This is a genomic window from Novosphingopyxis iocasae, from assembly GCF_014334095.1.
Lineage (GTDB): Bacteria > Pseudomonadota > Alphaproteobacteria > Sphingomonadales > Sphingomonadaceae > Novosphingopyxis > Novosphingopyxis iocasae.
Genome location: NZ_CP060495.1, coordinates 2,479,292 through 2,498,274, shown reverse-complemented (window position 1 = coordinate 2,498,274; position 18,983 = coordinate 2,479,292). Strand labels below are relative to the sequence as shown.

Annotated in this window: 14 protein-coding genes; 7 read left to right on the top strand and 7 right to left on the bottom strand. The window is 64.6% G+C overall.

The window, feature by feature from the left end:
- Window position 1: 1 nt before the first annotated feature.
- Window positions 2-1,336, bottom strand: coding sequence for a proline--tRNA ligase (gene proS, locus H7X45_RS11945; RefSeq protein WP_187335078.1), 1,335 nt, complete (start codon window positions 1,334-1,336; stop codon window positions 2-4).
- 84 nt (window positions 1,337-1,420) lie between these two features.
- On the opposite strand from proS, the gene H7X45_RS11940 reads away from it, so the two are divergent.
- Window positions 1,421-2,344 carry an XdhC family protein gene (locus H7X45_RS11940; protein WP_214645493.1) on the top strand — a complete coding sequence of 308 codons (924 nt, stop codon included), beginning with the start codon at window positions 1,421-1,423 and terminating at the stop codon, window positions 2,342-2,344.
- Entirely contained in the window at window positions 2,334-2,903 is a 570-nt protein-coding gene (locus tag H7X45_RS11935; protein WP_187335076.1) for a nucleotidyltransferase family protein, read from the top strand. The genes H7X45_RS11940 and H7X45_RS11935 overlap by 11 nt, the downstream gene beginning before the upstream one ends.
- 44 nt (window positions 2,904-2,947) lie before the next feature.
- On the opposite strand, the gene H7X45_RS11930 is transcribed toward H7X45_RS11935, so the two are convergent.
- The 6 genes from H7X45_RS11930 to H7X45_RS11905 form a co-directional block, all read right to left on the bottom strand.
- Entirely contained in the window at window positions 2,948-5,143 is a 2,196-nt protein-coding gene (locus H7X45_RS11930; RefSeq protein ID WP_187335075.1) for a xanthine dehydrogenase family protein molybdopterin-binding subunit, read from the bottom strand.
- Window positions 5,140-6,129 (bottom strand): FAD binding domain-containing protein, encoded by a 990-nt coding sequence (locus H7X45_RS11925; RefSeq protein ID WP_187335074.1) that lies wholly within the window; start codon window positions 6,127-6,129, stop codon window positions 5,140-5,142. The genes H7X45_RS11930 and H7X45_RS11925 overlap by 4 nt, the downstream gene beginning before the upstream one ends.
- On the bottom strand, window positions 6,126-6,641 hold the full coding sequence (locus H7X45_RS11920) for a 2Fe-2S iron-sulfur cluster-binding protein (protein WP_187335073.1): 516 nt from the start codon (window positions 6,639-6,641) through the stop codon (window positions 6,126-6,128). The genes H7X45_RS11925 and H7X45_RS11920 overlap by 4 nt, the downstream gene beginning before the upstream one ends.
- Before the next feature lie 114 nt (window positions 6,642-6,755).
- A complete protein-coding gene (gene mobA, locus H7X45_RS11915; RefSeq protein ID WP_187335072.1) occupies window positions 6,756-7,274 on the bottom strand; it encodes a molybdenum cofactor guanylyltransferase in 519 nt (172 codons plus the stop codon).
- Entirely contained in the window at window positions 7,271-8,068 is a 798-nt protein-coding gene (gene fdhD, locus H7X45_RS11910; RefSeq protein WP_187335071.1) for a formate dehydrogenase accessory sulfurtransferase FdhD, read from the bottom strand. Before fdhD ends, mobA begins: the two co-directional genes overlap by 4 nt.
- Window positions 8,069-8,099: 31 nt before the next feature.
- Window positions 8,100-9,197 (bottom strand): catalase family protein, encoded by a 1,098-nt coding sequence (locus H7X45_RS11905; RefSeq protein WP_187335070.1) that lies wholly within the window; start codon window positions 9,195-9,197, stop codon window positions 8,100-8,102.
- Between the two features lie 122 nt (window positions 9,198-9,319).
- On the opposite strand from H7X45_RS11905, the gene H7X45_RS11900 reads away from it, so the two are divergent.
- The 5 genes from H7X45_RS11900 (at window position 9,320) to H7X45_RS11880 (ending at window position 18,946) form a co-directional block, all read left to right on the top strand.
- Complete coding sequence (locus H7X45_RS11900) at window positions 9,320-11,623, top strand: FdhF/YdeP family oxidoreductase (RefSeq protein ID WP_187335069.1); 2,304 nt, start codon at window positions 9,320-9,322, stop codon at window positions 11,621-11,623.
- Window positions 11,623-12,621: a GTP 3',8-cyclase MoaA gene (gene moaA / locus H7X45_RS11895; RefSeq protein ID WP_187335068.1), complete on the top strand. Its 999-nt coding sequence runs from the start codon at window positions 11,623-11,625 to the stop codon at window positions 12,619-12,621. Before H7X45_RS11900 ends, moaA begins: the two co-directional genes overlap by 1 nt.
- Window positions 12,622-12,773: 152 nt before the next feature.
- Entirely contained in the window at window positions 12,774-13,976 is a 1,203-nt protein-coding gene (locus tag H7X45_RS11890) for an efflux RND transporter periplasmic adaptor subunit (protein WP_246449454.1), read from the top strand.
- Between the two features lie 15 nt (window positions 13,977-13,991).
- On the top strand, window positions 13,992-17,315 hold the full coding sequence (locus tag H7X45_RS11885) for an efflux RND transporter permease subunit (protein WP_187335067.1): 3,324 nt from the start codon (window positions 13,992-13,994) through the stop codon (window positions 17,313-17,315).
- The gene (locus tag H7X45_RS11880) at window positions 17,312-18,946 is read left to right on the top strand and encodes an efflux transporter outer membrane subunit (protein ID WP_187335066.1); all 1,635 of its coding nucleotides are present in this window, start codon (window positions 17,312-17,314) and stop codon (window positions 18,944-18,946) included. Before H7X45_RS11885 ends, H7X45_RS11880 begins: the two co-directional genes overlap by 4 nt.
- Window positions 18,947-18,983 lie beyond the last annotated feature (37 nt).

The window sequence follows — 18,983 nt, the reverse complement described above, 5'->3', positions numbered from 1 at the left end:
GTCAGTTTCCGGCCGAGCCTTGGGTAAGGCGGGCGATCAGATCGTGGAAGCCGAGCGAGACCGTTTCGCCGCTGGCGCGGTTCTTCAGCTCCAGCTCACCACTGGCGACGGAACGTGGGCCGATCACCACCTGCCAAGGCAGGCCGATCAGGTCCATGTCGGCAAACTTGCCGCCGGCGCGGATCTTGCGATCGTCCAGCAGGCACTGCCGCCCTGCCCCTTCCAGTGCGTTGTAAACCTTGTTAGCAAGCGCGCTGACCTCCTCCTTGTCGGGCGCCAGATTGACGATGCCGACATGAAAAGGGGCCACCGCTTCGGGCCAGATGATGCCTTTTTCGTCATGGCTCGCCTCGATGATGGCGGCGACGAGGCGCGATACGCCGACGCCGTAGCTGCCGCTCTGCAACGCGATCGGCTGACCATCCGGCCCGTCGAGTTTCACATCCATCGAACGCGAATATTTATCGCCGAAGAAGAAGATATGGCCCACTTCCACGCCGCGGGCTTCCATCCGGTGGCCCTCTTCCACGCGCGCTTCATATTCGGACGCGTCGTGCAGTTCGTCGCTGGCCGCATAGGGCGCAAGCCGCTCATCGACCAACGCCTGCAATTCAGCGCGATCCTCCGGCGGGACACCGGGCGCGGGCAGGCCCAGCGCACGATCATCTGCGTAAACCATCGATTCGCCGGTCTTGGCGAGCAGCATGAACTCATGCGACAGATCGCCGCCGATCGGGCCGGGATCGGCGCGCACCGGCAGGACAGAGAGGCCAAGCCGCGCAAAAATGTTGAGATAGGCCACGAACATGCGGTTGTAGCTTTCGCGCGCGCCGGCCTCGTCCAGATCGTAGCTGTAGGCGTCCTTCATCAGGAATTCGCGGCTGCGCAGCACGCCGAAGCGCGGGCGCACCTCATCGCGGAACTTCCACTGAATGTTGTAGAGAATGACAGGCAGCTGCTGATAGCTGTTCACATGCGCGCCGACGATCTCGGTCATCACCTCTTCGGCGGTGGGGCCGAACAGAAAGTCGCGATCATGCCGGTCCTTGATGCGCAGCATCTCCGCGCCGTAATCATCATAGCGGCCGGATTTGCGCCACAGATCGGCCTTCTGGATCGTCGGCAGTAGAACCTCGACCGCGCCGGCGCGGTCCATTTCCTCGCGCACGATCTGCTCGATTTTCTTGAGCACGCGGATGCCGAGCGGCAACCAGCTGAAGATGCCGGCGGCTTCCTGATGGATCAGCCCGGCGCGCAGCGCCAGCTTGTGCGAGACCGCGACCGCATCGGAAGGCGCTTCCTTGAGGGTCGGCACGAGAAATCGGGACATTTTCATGGACGCCGCTCTCACCCGAAAGCGAGGGCGGGATCAACCGATTTCGCGCTTGAACCGATGCGCGGGACCGCCCACCTGCCGATCATGGACCAAAACCAAACCGATCCGGCGCGCTGGCGCGACGATGCCGCCCTGCGCGCAGCGGCGACGCCCGGCGCGGCACTGGCCACCGTCACGCAGATCGACGGCAGCTTTTCCCGGCGCACCGGCGCGCAGCTGGCGATCCGCGCGGATGGCTGTTTCGCAGGCGATCTGGCGGACGGATGCCTGGAGGCGGCGCTCGCCGAAGATGCCCGGCGGCTTGGTGGCAGCGACGTTCCGCGCGAAAAGCTGCGCTATGGTGCGGGTTCGCCCAATATCGATTTCCGCCTGCCCTGCGGCGGTGGGCTCGACGTGCTGGTCGACGCCGCGCCTGATGCGGGCCTGTGCGCCGACGCGGTACGCGCGCTCGATGCGCGCCGCCCCGCTGCCTTGGCTTGGTCGCTGGAGGGCGGCGCAATGGAGCCGGGCGACGTCGATCGGCCAACCGGGCGCAACGGCGCGCATTTCAATCGACGCTACGCCCCGCCGCTGCGGCTGCTGCTATGTGGCGCCGGTCCGGAAATGGACGCCGCGCGGCAATTGGGCGCGTCCATGAGCGTGCTGGTCGAGACCCTTTGGCCACAGGGGAGCAAAGGCGGCAGCCTGTCGCTCGGCCGCGCGCCGGAGGGCGTGACGGTCGATCCTTGGACGGCAATCCTGCTTCTGTTCCACGATCATGAGTGGGAGCGCGGGCTGCTCCCGTGGGCGCTGGAGACGGACGCTTATTTCATCGGCGCGCAAGGAGGCGCGCAGGCGCGGGCAGCACGCGCGGCAATGCTGAACGAGCTTGGTTTCGGGGCAGAAGCCATCGCCCGCGTTCGCAGCCCGGTGGGCCTGATCGAGCGGGCACGCGATCCGATGGTTCTGGCGATGAGCGCGCTGTCGCAGATCGTCGCCGCCTATGAGAGCTTCGCCTATGAAGGCTGACCGGGTTGCAGCCGTTTTGCTCGCCGCCGGTGCGGGAAGTCGCTTCGGCGGCGGCAAGCTGGATGCGATGCTGGACGGACGGAGGATCGGCGCGTGGAGCTGGGCCGTGCTGGGAGAATTCGACTGGCTCGCCAGCGCCATGGTGGTGCCGGACGACGTGCCACTGTTCGCGAAGGAAGCGGGTGCAAGGCTGATCAACAATCCGCTGGCTGCCAGCGGAATGGCGAGTTCGCTACATTGCGCAGTCGGTTTTGCGCGCGAGCAAGGCGCCGATGCACTGCTCCTGGGACTCGCCGATATGCCCTATCTTTCGCACGCGACGATTGCGAATCTGCTCGTTACGCATGACGGGCTTCCAACCAGTGCCTGCGCCGTTCGTCATGTCGATCGCGCGGCGGGAGCCCCGGCGCTGATCGGCAACAGCTGTTTCGACGCCTTGCTAGAGATCGAAGGGGACCGGGGGGCCGGAAGCTATCTCGCGTCACGGGAAACCGTGACTATCGCAGTCGAACTTGGTGAATTGCGCGATATCGACCGGCCGAGCGATCTGCCAGCCTGATCTGCGCCGGGCCCCGGTTCGCACCGAAGCCCGGCACGATCGTCCTACATCTCCGGCAGTTGATCGAGCAGCTTGTCCAGCGTCACCGGATAGTCGCGCACGCGCACGCCGGTGGCGTTGTAGATCGCGTTCGTCACCGCCGCCGCGCCGCCGCACAGGCCCAGTTCGCCGATGCCCTTGGCCTGGATCGGGCTGGCCCAATCGTCGCGCTCTTCCAGCAGATGCACATCGATCTGCGGCACATCGAGGTTTGTCGGAACATGATATTCGGCAAGGTCGCGGTTCACGAGGTGACCGTCGCGATTGTCGAACAGCAGCTCCTCGTGCAGCGCCATGCCGATGCCCCAGATGCAGCCGCCGTAGCATTGGCTCGTGGCGGTCTTTTCATTCAGAATCCGGCCGGCACCGAATACCGCGGTAAGGCGGCGAACGCGCGTTTCGCCCGTGACGCCGTTGACTGCGACTTCGGCAAAATAGCTACCATAGGTCGCCTGGCGCACCTCTTCGGACGTTTTGCCCGGCTCGATATGCCCTTCGCCGGTCAATGGGTCCCCGTTCAGGACCTCCGACAGGCCCTTGTCGCCTGCCCTGCCGTCTTCCAGCACAAGCCCGTCTTCCTCGACGCCCAGTTTCGCCGCGATCTGGTCGCGCAAATCCTGACAGGCGAGGAACACCGCGCTGCCCGCGGAAGACGCACCGAAGCTGCCACCGGAGCCGGAACCCCTCGGAAAATCGCTGTCGCCCAACCGCGTCTCGACCTGCTCGGCGGTCAGACCCAGCATATCTGCCGCGATCTGCGTCAGGATGGCATAAGTACCGGTGCCGATATCCGTCATATCGGTCTCGACTGTGGCCGTCCCGTCCGCATTCAAGATGACGCGCGCCTTGGCTTCCTTCAGCATATTCACACGCGCGGCAGAGGCCATGCCCATGCCAATCCACCATTCGCCCTCACGCGTCTGCGCGGGCTTGGGGTTGCGCTTGTCCCAACCGAAGCGGCGTGCACCCTCATCCAGCGCCTCCGCGAATGGGCGCGAGCTATAGCCTTGGTCCTTTTCAGGATGTCTTTCAGGGATGTTGCGCTTGCGCAGTTCGACGGGATCGATGTCGCTGGCTTCGGCCAGCTCGTCCATCGCATTTTCCAGCGCGACCATGCCGATCGCCTCGCCCGGCGCGCGGACGGACCCGGCACAGGTGCGGTTCACCCGGGCCACCTCCATCTGCATCCGGCGGTTCTCTCCGGTGTAGATGAAATGCGTTGCCTGCATGACCGGCTCGTAGAAATCCTCGCCCGGCAGATTGGAGACAAGGCTATCGTGGCCAAGGCCGATCAGCTTGCCACTTTCATCCGCGGCGAGCCGGATATGCTGGCGCGATTCGGACCGGCGCATGACCGATTCGAACACCTGCTGGCGGCTCAGGGCCACGACCACTGGCTTGCCCAGATCCTTCGATGCGATTGCGGCGGCAATCGCCTCCGGCGCGATGCCCAGCTTCGAGCCGAACCCGCCACCGACATAGGGGCTGAGAATGCGGACATTCTCGACATCCACGTTCAGCGAGTCGGCCAGCTCGTTGATGTTGTAGTTCAGCATTTGGTAGCTGCCGCGCAGCGTCAGCTTGTCGCCTTCCCAACTGGCAACCGAGCAATGCGGCTCCATCGCCGCGCTGTTGTGGCCGGGCGTGCGATAGATTTGGTCAACGCTAAACTTGGCATCGCGCATCGCTTGATCGAGATCGCCCTGATCGAGCTGATCATCCTCGGGCCGTTCGTGCGGCGCATTGGTGGCTTCGGGATCGAATACGCCGTCCGCTGCGCCGTCATATTTCAGCTGCAACTGATGCGCGCCATGACGCGCCTGCTCAAAGCTTGCCGCCACGACCAGCGCCACTGGCTGGCCGAGATAAGCCACTTCATCCGGCCCCTGGATCGGCGCCTCGTCGGCGGTACCCTGGGCAGGATTGCGCAAAAAGCGCTCATCGTTGAACACGCCCAGAACGCCGGGCAGCGCCATGATGGCATCCTTGCCGATATCGGTCACCTTGCCCTTCGGCACGGTCGCACGCACCAGCACGCCGTAGACAGTGCCGGGCAGGTTCCATTCATGTGCATAGGTTGCGGTGCCTGTGACCTTCTTGGGGCCATCGGGACGGTCCATCGGCTTGCCGGTGAGTGACTGCGGCAGTTCATCGAGCACGCGCTTGGTGGCGGGCTCGTCCATTACGAGATGGCGGGTCATGCGGTCTCTCCGGTCTGGGTGGCTTCGCGCAGCACGGCTTTCAGCGTGCGGCGGGCGAGCGGAATCTTGAAATCATTGCCGCCCTGGCCCTTCGCCTCGGCGAGAAGGATGTCGGCGGCCTTGTCGAAAAGCGCATCGGATGGCGTTTCGCCCTTCAGCAGATCGTCAATCGCGGGATCGTGCCACGGTTTATGCGCAATGCCACCGAAGGCGAGCGCGGCATGGTCGATTTTCCCACCGTCCATGCGGACATCGGCAGCGACCGAAACCATCGCAAAGGCATAGGACGCGCGGTCGCGCACCTTGCGGTAAATTTGCGTGCCGCCCGTCGGCGCGGGCAAGGTAACCGCGGTGATCAGCTCACCCTGCTCCAGCACATTGTCCTTTTCCGGGTGATCGCCCGGCAGTCGATGGAAATCGCGCACCGGCACATGGCGGCGCGCGCCTTCCTTGCCCTCGATCTCCACGGTAGCGTCGAGCGCGCTCATCGCGACGGCCATATCGCCGGGATAGGTGGCGATGCACTGGTCCGACGCACCGAGAATCGCGTGCAGCCGCGTCGCGCCACCGATCGCCTGACAGCCCGAACCGGGCTCACGCTTGTTGCACGGCATCGCGGTATCGTAGAAATAATAGCAGCGGGTGCGCTGGCAGAGATTGCCGCCGGTTGTCGCCTTGTTGCGCAGCTGTCCGCTGGCACCGGCCAGGATCGCGCGTGACAGGACGCCGTAATGCTTCCGAATATCCGGATGCGCCGCGCAATCGCTGTTGGTGACGAGCGCGCCGATACGAAGGCCATCGTCGGTCTCTTCGATCGATTTCAGATCGAGCCGATTGATGTCGACCAGCTTGTCCGGCGCCATCACTTCCAGCTTCATCAGATCGAGAAGGTTGGTGCCCCCGGCGATGTAGCGCGCCTGCGGCTCGGCCGCAGCCTTCACCGCCATATCGGTGCCTTCGGCCCGCGCATATTCGAACAGCTTCATGCGTCCTCTCCCGTCGTCGCAACTTCGCGGATGGCATCGACAATGTTGGGATAGGCAGCGCAGCGACAGATATTGCCGCTCATGCGCTCGGAAATTTCCTCATCGGTCAGTTCGAACCGGCCCTCCAGCGTTTCGGAGACATTGCTCGGCCAATTATCCTTGGCTTCCTGCAGCATCGCGGTGGCGGAGCAGATCTGGCCCGGGGTGCAATAACCGCATTGGTATCCGTCCTGCGCCACAAAGGCTGCCTGAAGATCGGAGAGATTGCCGGGCTGGCCCAGCCCCTCGATGGTCGTGACCTCGTCTCCGTCATGCATGCAGGCGAGCGTCAGGCAGCTATTGATCCGCCGTCCGTTGACGATGACGGTGCAGGCACCGCACTGTCCGTGATCGCACCCCTTCTTGCTGCCGGTAAGGCCGAGATGATTGCGCAGCGCATCGAGCAGGGTCGTGCGCGGATCGGCTTCGAGCGTTCTGCTCTCGCCATTGATGGTGAGCTGGGTGCTTTGCATGAGACGGCTTTCGGTGGAGGTGACGTACAGAGCCTCAATGCGCGAGCGGCGAGAAGGGTTCGTTCGTCCCGCCCGGCGGCCGAAGCGCATCCGCGCGGGGAGGGGTTGCGCCGACTAAGAAAGATTATGCAGATCGTCGGGCCGGTTAATATTTGCGATCGGCCCCGGTGCGTCGACCGGACGAGCGCCGACATGCTGCGCGAAACCCCGAACCGAGCGCTTCGCGTCATGTTCGATGAAGGCCAACAGACCGGTCAAAAGCCCTTGCGGCCACAGACCGATGGTCGGTTGATTGACAAGAAATGCCGGGCCCGGCGCCAGCAGTCCGCGCAGATCGGTCGGCGGCTTCGGCACATCGACGGGACAGGTCAGCACCGCATCGAAACCGCGTTCGCCAGCGGCGGCAAGCGCCCCTGCCACGCCGCCCAACGGTCCCAGCCCGGGCACGGGCCGATCGGGAACGCAGGCATAAGCAGCGTCCTCTCGGCCAACGACGATCAACCCATCGGTTTCGGCGTCGAGCGCTGCGGCAACATGATCGATCAGCCTGCGTCCCTCCAACAGCGCCTCGGCCTTGTCCGAGCCGAAACGGCTGGAGCGTCCCCCGGCCAGCACCGCGCCGAGCAGCCTCATCCGATCCGCCCGAACGGATCGTTCAGCACCAGCATTGAATCGCTGCGCGCCAGCGCGACCAGCGTCAGCCGCGCGAGCATGGCGCGCTCCACCGCCAGGCTCGTCGGCGCGCTGATCGTCACCAGCAACCCCGCCCCGGCGCGCGCGCATTTCTCCACGATTTCGTAGCTGCAGCGCGATGACAGCAGCACCATGCCGCCCGCCGGATCGATTTCGGCCAAAGCCAGCCACCCGATCAGCTTATCGAGCGCATTGTGGCGGCCCACATCCTCAAAAGCATGGCTGATTGCGCCATCGATACCGGCGAAGGCGGCGGCGTGCGCCGCGCCAGTTTCCCGATTGAGCGGCTGCCAATCGCGCAAGCTCTGCAACGCGCGCTCGATCGCGCCCCGCTCGACCGGCGGCCCGGCGGTGAGTTCGGGCAATGCGCGATGCACCGCCGCGATATTCTCCACACCGCACAGGCCGCAGCTGCTTTCCGACATGCGCGCGCGCTGGCGCTCCGCAACGCGTTCGGCCCCGGCGGCGGGAACCTTGAGCCGCGCGATCCAGCCGCCCTCGACCTCGGCGATATCGCTGCGAACCTCATCGGCGCGTTCGGCCAGACCCTCCGACAACGCGAAACCGGTCGCGAACTCGGCAAGGTCGGACGGCGTCGCCATCATCACAGCATAGCCGAGGCCGTTGACCTCGATCGCCACCGGCGTCTCGACAGGCACCGCACGGTCGCGCTCCGCATCGGGGCTCCCATCGAACCGACGTTCCAATGCGGCGAAGGTCCGGCTGCGGCCCATCGCGGTCAGGATCCTGTTTTCGGGGGCCAGATCAGACCAGCGCCTCCAGCTCGGCGGCGGTCGGCTCGTGCATCGGGCATTGGTTCACCCGGGCGCGGAAGCGCGCCGACAAATCGTAGCTGTCGCGGCGGATGCGATTGATGCGGCCCATCGGTCGGTGCGCCTCCAGCCCATTCCAGGGGCTGAAATGCATGCAATCGTCCACCCTCGCGGCCTTCGCCTCGCTCCACCCCGTCTGTGCGGGAACGGTGAGCCGCGCCACGGCGACGAAGGGGCTGAGCTCCTCATGCCACACCACCGTAGCATCCTCGATCGGCATGCTGTCCTTGTCGCGCAGCAGCTGCACGCGCAACTCCCAGACGCCGTCCGCCGTCTTCATCGCTTCGGCCACCTCTTCACGCAAAGCGTCGTGACGATCCGACGCATCGATTATCTCCCCGGTCAGCGATGTGAGATTATCGGAAACGGGCACGATCTGCAGCTTCGCGACATAATCGCCGTAGCGATAGGGCGTCATCGTATAGTAGGTCTCGCCCAGCGGATGGACATTCGGCGCGCCGCCCATCGACTGCAGCGTGCCGCTTTCCAGACCCACCGTTTCCAACAGCTTCTCCGCGCCGCGCAAGACGGTGGAAAGCCCCTTCTTCGCCCATTCCGCGCGGTCGGTAGTCTTGGCGAGCAGCTTCAGATTGCGCAGGAAATCCTTCCCGTTTTCCGCGGTAAAGGCGGGTGCGTTGATCATGGTGAAGTCCTGCACGCTACCGTCCGATCCGGGCAGGCGCGTGCCTTCCACGTCCAGCACCTTCAGCGCGAAGCCGCGCGGCAGACCGATCTTGTCGTGCAGGATGTCGCCGGGATTGGTCGATATCCGCGCCAGCGCCGCATGCCGGCCGGGCTGTGCGAACATGCCTTGCGCATATTCGATTGGCAGATCGGGCAGGATTTCGAGCGTGCCGGACAGGATGCCGTGGCTCTTGGCGTGGACCGATCGGATCGCCCTGCCCTCATCTTCCGCGGTAATGTTCAGGATATCCTGAAAGGTTTCCTGCATCTCCTCATTCGTCTTCGCTTCCTCATCCTCTCGCGTTTCGAGCGCCGGCGAGTAGAGAATGGGATCGTTTTGCGGCATCTTCGCGTTCCTTGGATCAGAGACTTACCGCTCTGAAAGATTTATGGCAGACCGCTGGTTCCGCCAGATTTACAATCCCCGTTGTCACGGGCGGACGACAGAAGCACCGAAGGAGCCCCCGTATGAGCGACCCCCGTGATCCGGCCAACCGCGACAATCACGATATGCCGCACTATGACGGGCCCGCTGGCGGCTGGGGCAGTGTGCGCGGCATGGCGGCAATCGCGGGCACGGAAAAACCGACGCCAGCGATGCTCGAAACCCTCGCCCGGCAGAACAAGTCCGGCGGCCATATGTGCACCAGCTGCGCGTGGGCCAAGCCGAAAGACCCGCACCATTTCGAGTTCTGCGAGAACGGTGCAAAGGCAACGATGTGGGAGCTGACCACCAAGCGCTGCACGCCCGAATTCTTCGCGCGCCACAGCGTGACCGAGCTGCGCAGCTGGAAGGATTTCGACCTGGAGGATCAGGGCCGCCTGACCCACCCCATGCGCTACGATGCCGAGACGGACCATTATGTGCCGGTGGAATGGGACGAGGCATTCCGCGAAATTGGCGCGCATCTGAAGCGGCTCGATCCCAAATCGGCCATTTTCTACGCCTCCGGTCGCGCGAGCCTGGAGACGAGCTATCTCTACGCGCTGTTCGCCCGCGCCTATGGTCACAACAATCTGCCCGACAGCTCCAATATGTGCCACGAAACCACTTCGGTGGCGCTCAGCAAGGTGATCGGATCGCCGGTGGGCACCTGCACGCTCGACGATTTCGACGAGTGCGACGCGATCTTCTTCTTCGGCCAGAACACCGGCACCAACAGTCCGCGTTTCCTCCACCCGCTGCGCGACGCCGTAAAACGCGGCTGCAAGATCGTGACCTTCAATCCGCTGAAGGAAAAGGGCCTCGAGGAGTTCATCTCCCCTCAGAACCCGGTCGAAATGCTGACGGGCCGGGCCACGAAGATCAGCTATCAATATCATCAGGTGAAGGCGGGCGGAGACATCGCCGCCATCCTGGGCATGTGCAAGTTCATCCTGGAGTGCGATGCAAAACGCCGCCAGGCGACGGGCCGCGGCGTGATCGACGAGGATTTCATCGCCGAACACACGCACGGGTTCGAGGAGTTCAAGGCGAAATGCGCCGCCACGGGCTGGGAAGAAATCGAGACCAATAGCGGCCTGCCCCGCACCGCGCTGATGGACGCCGCGCGCGTCTATATGGATGCCGAAAAGGTGATCGGCATCTATGGCATGGGCCTGACGCAGCATGTCCACGGTTTCGAGAATATTGCGCTGCTCACCAATTTCCTGCTGCTGCGCGGCAATATCGGACGCCCTGGCGCGGGCATGAGCCCCGTGCGCGGCCACAGCAATGTGCAGGGCCAGCGCACCGTGGGCATTGCGGAAAAGACCGCGCTCGTCCCGCTCGACCTGATTGCCGAGCAGTTCGGTTTCGATCCGCCGCGTGAGGACGGCATGAACACCGTGGAAGCCTGCGAAGGCATCGAGGACGGGACGGTCAAGGCATTCATCTCGCTGGGCGGCAATTTCGTGCGCGCCATTCCGGACATCGTGCGGATGGAAGAAGCGTGGCAGAAAATGGAGCTGACGGTGCAGATCGCCACCAAGCTCAACCGCAGCCATCTGATCAACGGCAAGAGCGCCTGGCTGCTGCCCTGCCTCGCCCGATCCGAACGAGATATGCAGGCGAGCGGCATGCAGAAGGTGTCGATGGAGGACAGCCTGAGCCATGTCCACGCCTCCTTCGGCAAGCGTACGCCGGCTAGCGAGCATCTGCTGAGCGAACTCGCGATCGTCGCAGGCCTCGCCAAGGAAACCTGCGCGCCCAATCCCAAGCTGCGTTGGGACGACTGGACCGGCGACTATTCGATCGTGCGCGATCTGATTGCCGAGACCTATCACGAGCAGTTCTACGACATGAACGAGCGGATGCTGCAGGCAGGCGGCTTCTACCGCGGCAACAGCGCGCGCGAGCGAATCTGGAAGACCGAGAGCGGCAAGGCGGAGTTCACGACGCCCGCCATGCTCTCCTCCACCGGCCTCGCCGACAAGGAAGGCCGCTATAGGCTCATCACGCTGCGGTCCAACGACCAATTCAACACCACCATTTACGGCTATTCGGACCGTTTCCGCGGGATCGAAGGTACGCGCCACGTGATCCTGATCAACCCGAAGGAAATGGAAAAGGCAGGTCTGAAAGCGGGCCAGCGCGTCACCCTGATCGGCGACGCCGAAGATGGCGCGGATCGGCGCGTACCGGGCCTGACGGTGACACCTTATGAAGTGCCCGACGGCTGCCTTGCCGGCTATTTTCCGGAGCTCAATCCGCTCGTCCCGCTATGGTATCATGACGAGAAATCGAAGACGCCCGCTTCAAAAGGCGTACCGGTGCGCATAGTTACCGACTGATGGCTTGCGGAAAATTGATCGACGAGTTCGGACGCACGATCCGGTACCTGCGCCTTTCGGTGACGGACCGGTGCGATTTGCGCTGCAATTATTGCATGGGTGAGGCGATGCAGTTCCTGCCCCGGCGGGAGCTGCTCGATCTCGACGAGCTGGTGCGTCTGGCGGACGGATTCATCACCCGCGGCGTCAACAAGATCCGCCTGACGGGCGGCGAGCCGCTGGTGCGCGCCGTGACGCTGCCGCTGATCGACGAACTGGGCAAGCGGCTGGGCCACGGCCTCGACGAGCTGACGATGACCACCAACGCCACCAACCTTGCCCGCCATGCGCAGCGCATCGCCGATGCCGGGGTGAAGCGGCTAAACGTTTCGCTCGACACGCGCGATCCGGCAGCGTTCGCTGCGCTGACCAACCGGGACATGTTGAACCGCGTCCTCGACGGCATCGATGCCGCCCTTGATGCAGGCATCAAGATCAAGCTCAACACCGTGGCTTTGGCCGACACCAACCGTGAAGAAATTCCGGATCTTGCTGCTTGGGCGCATGGCAAGGGCATGGACATCACCTTTATCGAGGTGATGCCGCTCGGCGATATCGCGGCCGAACGATCGGACCAGTTCCTTTCGCTGGAAACCGTGCGCCGCGATCTGGAGCAGCGCTTCACGCTAGAGCCGTCCAGCCATGTCAGCGGCGGCCCGGCGCGTTACTGGAATGTCGCGGAAACGGGTGGACGCATCGGCTTCATCAGCCCGATCAGCCACAATTTCTGCGCCAGCTGCAACCGCGTGCGCGTGACCGCAAAGGGAGAGCTGTTCCCCTGCCTCGGCCATGGCGAGATGACCCATCTGCGCGCCGCCCTGCGCGGACCGGAGCCGGAACAGGCCCTCGATGCCGCGTTGGACCGGGCCATGAAGACCAAACCGGAGCGCCACCATTTCCGCATCGCCAAGGGCGCCGATCCGGCGCTGGCGCGGCACATGTCCGTCACCGGCGGCTGAACTTCGGCACAGCCGGGTCCGGCAGAAACCCAAATTTGCACACGCCTATAAAAGGTTTCGGTAAAAAACTGAGTTAGTTCGTTCGAACGACTTGCGAGGCAAGCGGATCGGCCCTATGCCTTATGCTGCAACTGCTAAGGAATGGCCGCCGCATGGTCTCGACAACCAACATGCGTACATGGATGATTGCCGCCGCGATGGCGCTCGGCGCCTGCTCCGGCGGGGACGAGGACAAGGCAGGTCCGCCGCCGGCGACGCCGGTCAAGGTCGCGGCCGTGCAGACGCAGTCCGTGCCGAACATCATCGAGCTTCCGGGCCGGGTTGAGCCGATCCGGACCGCCGAAGTACGCGCCCGCGTCACCGGCATCGTGCAGGCCCGCGTCTATGATGAGGGCACCGAAATTCGAAAAGGCGCACCGCTGTTCCGGATCGATCCGCGCGAGGTGCAGGCCACGGTCAATCAGGCGCGCGCGAATCTGCAGCGGCTTCAGGCTACCGCCGCCAATGCCAGCGCAGTGGTTCAGCGTTACCAGCCGCTGGTGAGCGAACAGGCCATTAGCCAGCAGGAATATGACGCCGCCGTCGCGGCGCAGCGTGAAGCCCGCGCGCAGGTCGCCGCCGCACGCGCACAGCTGGACGCGGCGCAGTTGCAACTCAGCTACACCACCGTCCGCGCGCCGATTTCCGGCCGCGTGGGCCGCGCGCTGGTGACCGAAGGCGCGCTCGTCAGCCAGAGCGAAGGCACGCTCATGACGCGGATCGAGCAGCTCAACCCGATCTTCGTGACGCTGACGCAGGCCTCGTCCGAGGTGCTCGACATCCGCCGCGCCATCGCATCGGGGGAGCTGGAGCTCGACCCAAATGGCCGCATCGAGTTCGAGGTGCAGTTTGAGGACGGCACGCCTTATCCCATCAAGGGGCGCCTGAATTTCCTCGATTATTCGGTCGATCAGAGCACCGGCGCGGTCGTCCTGCGCGGTGAGATCCCCAACCCGCAGCAATTGCTGCTTCCCGGTGATTTCGTGCGCGCACGTATTCTTGCCGGCCAGCGCGAGGGCGGCATCATCGTACCTCAGCGCGCCGTGCAGGTGGGCGAGAACGGTTCAACAGTATTCGTGGTCGGCCCGGACGGAAAGGCACGCAGCCAGAATGTCGAGCTGGGTTCGCTGGTGGACAATGGCTGGGTCATCAAGAGCGGACTGAAACCGGGCGACAAGGTGATCGTCAGCAATCTGCAGAAGATCCGCCCCGGCGCGCCTGTAAAGGTTCAGGACAGTCGCTCCGTTCTGGGCAGCACGGCCCGTCCGCAGCCAAGCGGCGGCCAGCCTTCGGGCGCTGCGGCCAAAACCCAGTAAGGGCGGAGCGCGCGCGTGCCACGTTTCTTCATCGACCGACCGGTTTTTGCCTGGGTGATTGCGCTCGGCGTGCTCTTGGGCGGCATCATCGCCCTGCGCGCCCTGCCGATCGAGCAATATCCGCAGGTCGCCCCGCCCTCGCTTACCATTTCGGTCGCTTATCCCGGTGCCGACGCCCAGACGCTGGAGCAGAACGTCACCCAGGTGATCGAGCAGCAGCTGAACGGCGTTGAAGGCTATCTTTACATGGCCTCGACCAGCCAGTCGAACGGCACCGCCTCTATCACGCTGACCTTCGAGGCCGGCACCGATATCGATATTGCGCAGACCGAGGTGCAGAACCGTCTTTCCACGGTGGAGGCGCGCCTGCCCGAATCGGTGCGGCGGCAGGGCATTACGGTGCGTCAGGCCAATACCGGCTTCCTCTTGATCGTCGCGCTGACCAGCCAGGGCGAACAATATGATGCCGTGGACCTTGGCAATATCGCCTCCACCCGCATCGTCGATGAACTGCGCCGCGTGCAGGGCGTGGGTGATATCCGGCTGTTCGGTTCCGAATATGCCATGCGCATCTGGCTCGATCCGCAAAAACTGGCGAGCTACAATCTCACGCCGTCCGACGTGGTTGCGGCCATCAGCGCGCAGAACAGCCAGACCGCAGGCGGCTCGCTCGGCGCGCTGCCGACCGTGGATGACCAGCAGATCAACGCGACTATCGTAACGCAGGATCGTTTCTCCACGATCAAGGAATTTGAGCAGGTCATCCTGCGCGCGGCGCAAAGCGGCGCGACGGTGCGCGTCGCAGACGTGGGCCGCGTCGAACTGGGCGCGCAAAGCTACGACACCACCACCACGCTGAACGGCAAGCCGATGGCCGGCATGGCCGTACAGCTTGCCACCGGCGCCAATGCGCTTGCCGCGGCCGAGGGCGTGAAGGCCCGGATGGAAGAGCTGCAGCGTCAGCTGCCGCCGGGCGTCAGCTATTCGATTCCCTATGACACCACCCCGTTTGTTCAGACCTCGGTCGACGAAGTGGTGAAGACATTGATCGAGGCGATGGTGCTCGTCTTCCTCGTCATGTTCCTGTTCCTGCAGAACTGGCGCGCCACCGTGATCCCGGCGCTAGTCGTGCCGATCGCACTGGCGGGCGCGGCGCTCGGCCTCTGGCTGTTCGGTTTCTCGATCAACGTGCTGACGCTGTTCGGCATGGTGCTGGCCATCGGCATCCTGGTGGACGACGCGATCGTGGTGATCGAGAATGTCGAGCGGATCATGCGCGAGGAAGGCCTTCCCCCGCTGGAGGCCACGCGCAAGGCGATGGACCAGATCACCGGCGCCATCATAGGCATCACGCTGGTGCTGATCGCGGTGTTCATCCCGATGGCGTTCTTCCCCGGATCGACGGGCGGCATCTACCGCCAGTTCTCCGTAACGCTGGCGATTTCGATCGCCTTCTCCGCGCTGATGGCGCTCACGCTGACGCCTGCTTTGTGCGCCGCCTTCCTGAAGCCGATCGAAGAAGGCGGGACGGGCAGCGCCCCGTCGCTTGACGAAGAGGAGGAGGAGGAAGAAGAAAGCGCACATGCGCGCGCCCAGGACGGCGACGACAAGCAAGGCGATCGGGATCGCGGCTTTTTCGCCAGCTTGTGGGACAAGGTCAGCGGGTTCTTCGCCGCGTTCAACCGCTGGTTCGCCCGGATGACCGAGCGCTATGCGAAGGTAAACAGCCGCGTTCTCTCCAAACCGATGCGCGGGCTGGCCGTTTTCACGCTGCTCGCCGCGATCACCGTGTTCCTGTTCATGCGTCTTCCCACGGCCTTCCTGCCGACCGAGGATCAGGGCTATGTCATCACCGTCGTACAAAGCCCGCCCGGATCGACCCGCAATGTGCTGAACGAGGCGATCGCCCCGGTCCAGGAGTTCTGGCTGGATCAGCCCGAGGTGCAGAACCTGGTGATCGTGCGCGGCTTCAGCTTCTTCGGCCAGGGCCAGAATAATGCGCTGATGTTCGCCAGCCTGAAGCCCTGGAGCGAGCGGACCGGCGATGGCAGTTCCGCCGGCGCGCTGGTGAAAAAGGCCACCGGTGTGTTCAGCCAGATCCAGTCGGCCATCGCCTTCGTGATCCAGCCGCCGCCGATCCAGTCGCTCGGCAATGCCAGCGGCTTCTCCTTCAAGCTGGAGGACCGCGCCGGGCTGGGCCGCGATGCGCTGCGCCAGGCGCAGCAGCAACTGCTCGGCATGGCTAGCCAGAACGACGTGATCACCAATATTCGTCCCGAGGACCAGCCTGCCGGACCCGTCCTGCGCGTCGATATCGATCGCACGCTGGCGACCGCGCTCGGCCTCTCGATATCGGACGTCAACAATGCGCTCGGGATCAATTTCGGCTCGACCTATATCAATGACTTCAACCGCAATGGCCGGGTGCTGCGCGTGATCGCGCAGGCCGAAGCTGCCGACCGGATGACGCCGCAGGACGTGATGGATCTGCGCGTGCCGAACGATCAGGGGCAGCTCGTCCCCTTCAGCACTTTTGCCACCGCCGAATGGACCGCCGAGCCGCCCAGCCTGGCACGTTACAACGGCTATCCCGCCATGACGATTTCCGGCGAGGCGGCGAGCGGCCGCTCGTCCGGCGCCGCAATCGCGGCGATGGAGCAGATGGCCGACAAGCTGCCCGATGGTATCGGCTATGAATGGACCGGCATCAGCTATGAAGAAAAGCAGTCCGCCGGCCAGGTCGGCGCGCTGCTGGGCCTGTCGGCGCTGGTCGTGTTCCTGCTGCTCGCCGCGCTGTATGAAAGCTGGGCGGTGCCGCTTTCGGTGCTGCTGATCGTGCCGATGGGCGTCTTGGGCGCGGTCTTGTTCTCGATGCTGCGCGGTCTCTCGGCAGATGTGTATTTCAACGTCGGCCTCATCACGATCATCGGCCTCGCCGCCAAGAACGCTATCCTGATCGTCGAGTTCGCGATCGAAGAGGAAGAGCGCGGCCTCAAACCGATCGAAGCCGTCAAGGAAGCGGCCAAGCTGCGCCTCAGGCCCATCATCATGACCTCGCTCGCCTTTATCCTGGGCATGGTGCCGCTGGTGCTGGCAAGCGGGGCGGGCGCGGCCAGCCGCATCGCGGTGGGCACCGGCGTGATGGGCGGCATGATCACAGCCACCGGCATCGGCGTGTTCATCATTCCGCTCCTCTATCTGCTGGTCCGTCGCCATCTCAGCCGCAAGCAGCCGCACGCCGCCGGCACGATGGAAACCGACGGCGAGGAAGCGGACGGAAGCGAACCGGACGGCGACGGCGCGGGCGGCCGCGACGAAGGAAAGGCACAGCCTGCATGACGATCCGCCAAGCCCTCCGCCCCGCTGCCCGGCTGTCCCTGGCCTCGGCCTCCGCGCTGGCTTTGTCCGCCTGCGTCAATTTCGCGCCCGATCACGCGCGGCCCCTGCAGCCCAGCGATCTGGCCTATGATCCCGACTATCGCCCGGACGGCGGCGCCGTTGCAAGCAGCCTGGCCTGGCAGAATTATTTTGCCGATCCGCGGCTGGAAGCGCTGATTGCCGAGGCGCTGGCCAACAATCGCGATCTGCTCGCCGCCACCGCGCGGATCGAACAGGCCGCGGCGCAATATCGAATCCAGCGCTCCCAGCAGCTCCCCAATGTCGGCCTCAACGCCAGCGCGGTCCGCACCCGTATCGGCAGCGGTGGCTTCGGTGGCGGCGGCTTAGGTGGTGCAGGCGGGGGGACCGGTGCAGGCGCGGGCAATGGCGGCAGCGGTAATGGCGGCGCGGGCGGTGGCGGTACCGGCGGGGGCGGCGCAGGTGGCGGCGGTGCGCTTGTCGGCGGATCGGGCGGCACGACCTTCAACCGTTTCAATGTCGGCGTCGGCGTATCCTCGTTCGAGCTCGATTTCTGGGGCCGCGTCGCCAATCTTACCGAGGCGGCACGCGCGCAATATCTCGCCAGCGTCGCTGCCCAGCGCGCCTTTTATCTCTCGCTGATCGGCGACGTCGCTTCGGCATATTTCGATCTGGTCGAGACGCAGGAACAGCTGGAACTGGCCCGCAACACGGTGGAAAGCCGTCAGGAGGGCCTGCGCATTGCCAAGTTGCGGCTCGATGCCGGCGTCACCAGCGCGCTCGATTATTATCAGGCCGAAACGCTGCTGACGCAGGCCGAACAGCAGGTCGCCGTTGAGCAGCAGAATCTCGCCACCGCCACCAATCAGCTCACCGTCCTCGTCGGCGGCCGCATTCCCGGCGATCTGCCCCCCGGCCTGTCGCTGGCCGACGAAACCGTGACCGCGCGGCTCGATGCCGGACTGCCGTCCCGCCTTCTTCTCGTGCGGCCCGACATCGTGCAGGCCGAAGAGCAGCTGCGCGCGGACGAGGCCAATATTGGCGCGGCGCGCGCGGCCTTTTTCCCGAACATCTCTCTGACCGGCAATGCGGGCTTCGCCTCCACGAGCCTCGGCGGCTTGTTCGACGGCGACGCCTTCACCTGGAGCTTCGGCCCCAGCCTGAACCTGCCGATCTTCGACTGGGGCGCGCGCGAAGCGGACCTTGGACTCGCCAAAGCGCGGCGGCTCGAATCGGTCGCGAATTACGACAAGGCGGTGCAGACCGCGTTCCAGGAAGTGTCCAACGCCCTCGCCGGGCGCCGCTACATTGCCGATCAGGTAGCGGTCCTGCGCCGCGCGGTGGAAGCGAACGACCGCCTCTCCTATCTCGCGCGCCTGCGATACCGCGAAGGCGCCGCCAATTATCTGGAAGTGCTGGATGCCGAGCGCAATCTCTTCGCCGCGCAGCAGGCTTTGCTGACGGCGCAGCGGCAGGAACTCCAGAACTTCGCCTCGCTCTATGTGGCGCTGGGCGGCGGCACTGAAGTGCGCACGCCGGAGGTTTCGCTGGAGCCACTCAAGCGAGAAATCGAGACGGCGGTTCCCGCGGCGCAGGAAAACGAAGCGCGCTGATCGCTCGGCTGTCGCCGAGCGTCGCCGGGTCTGCTAG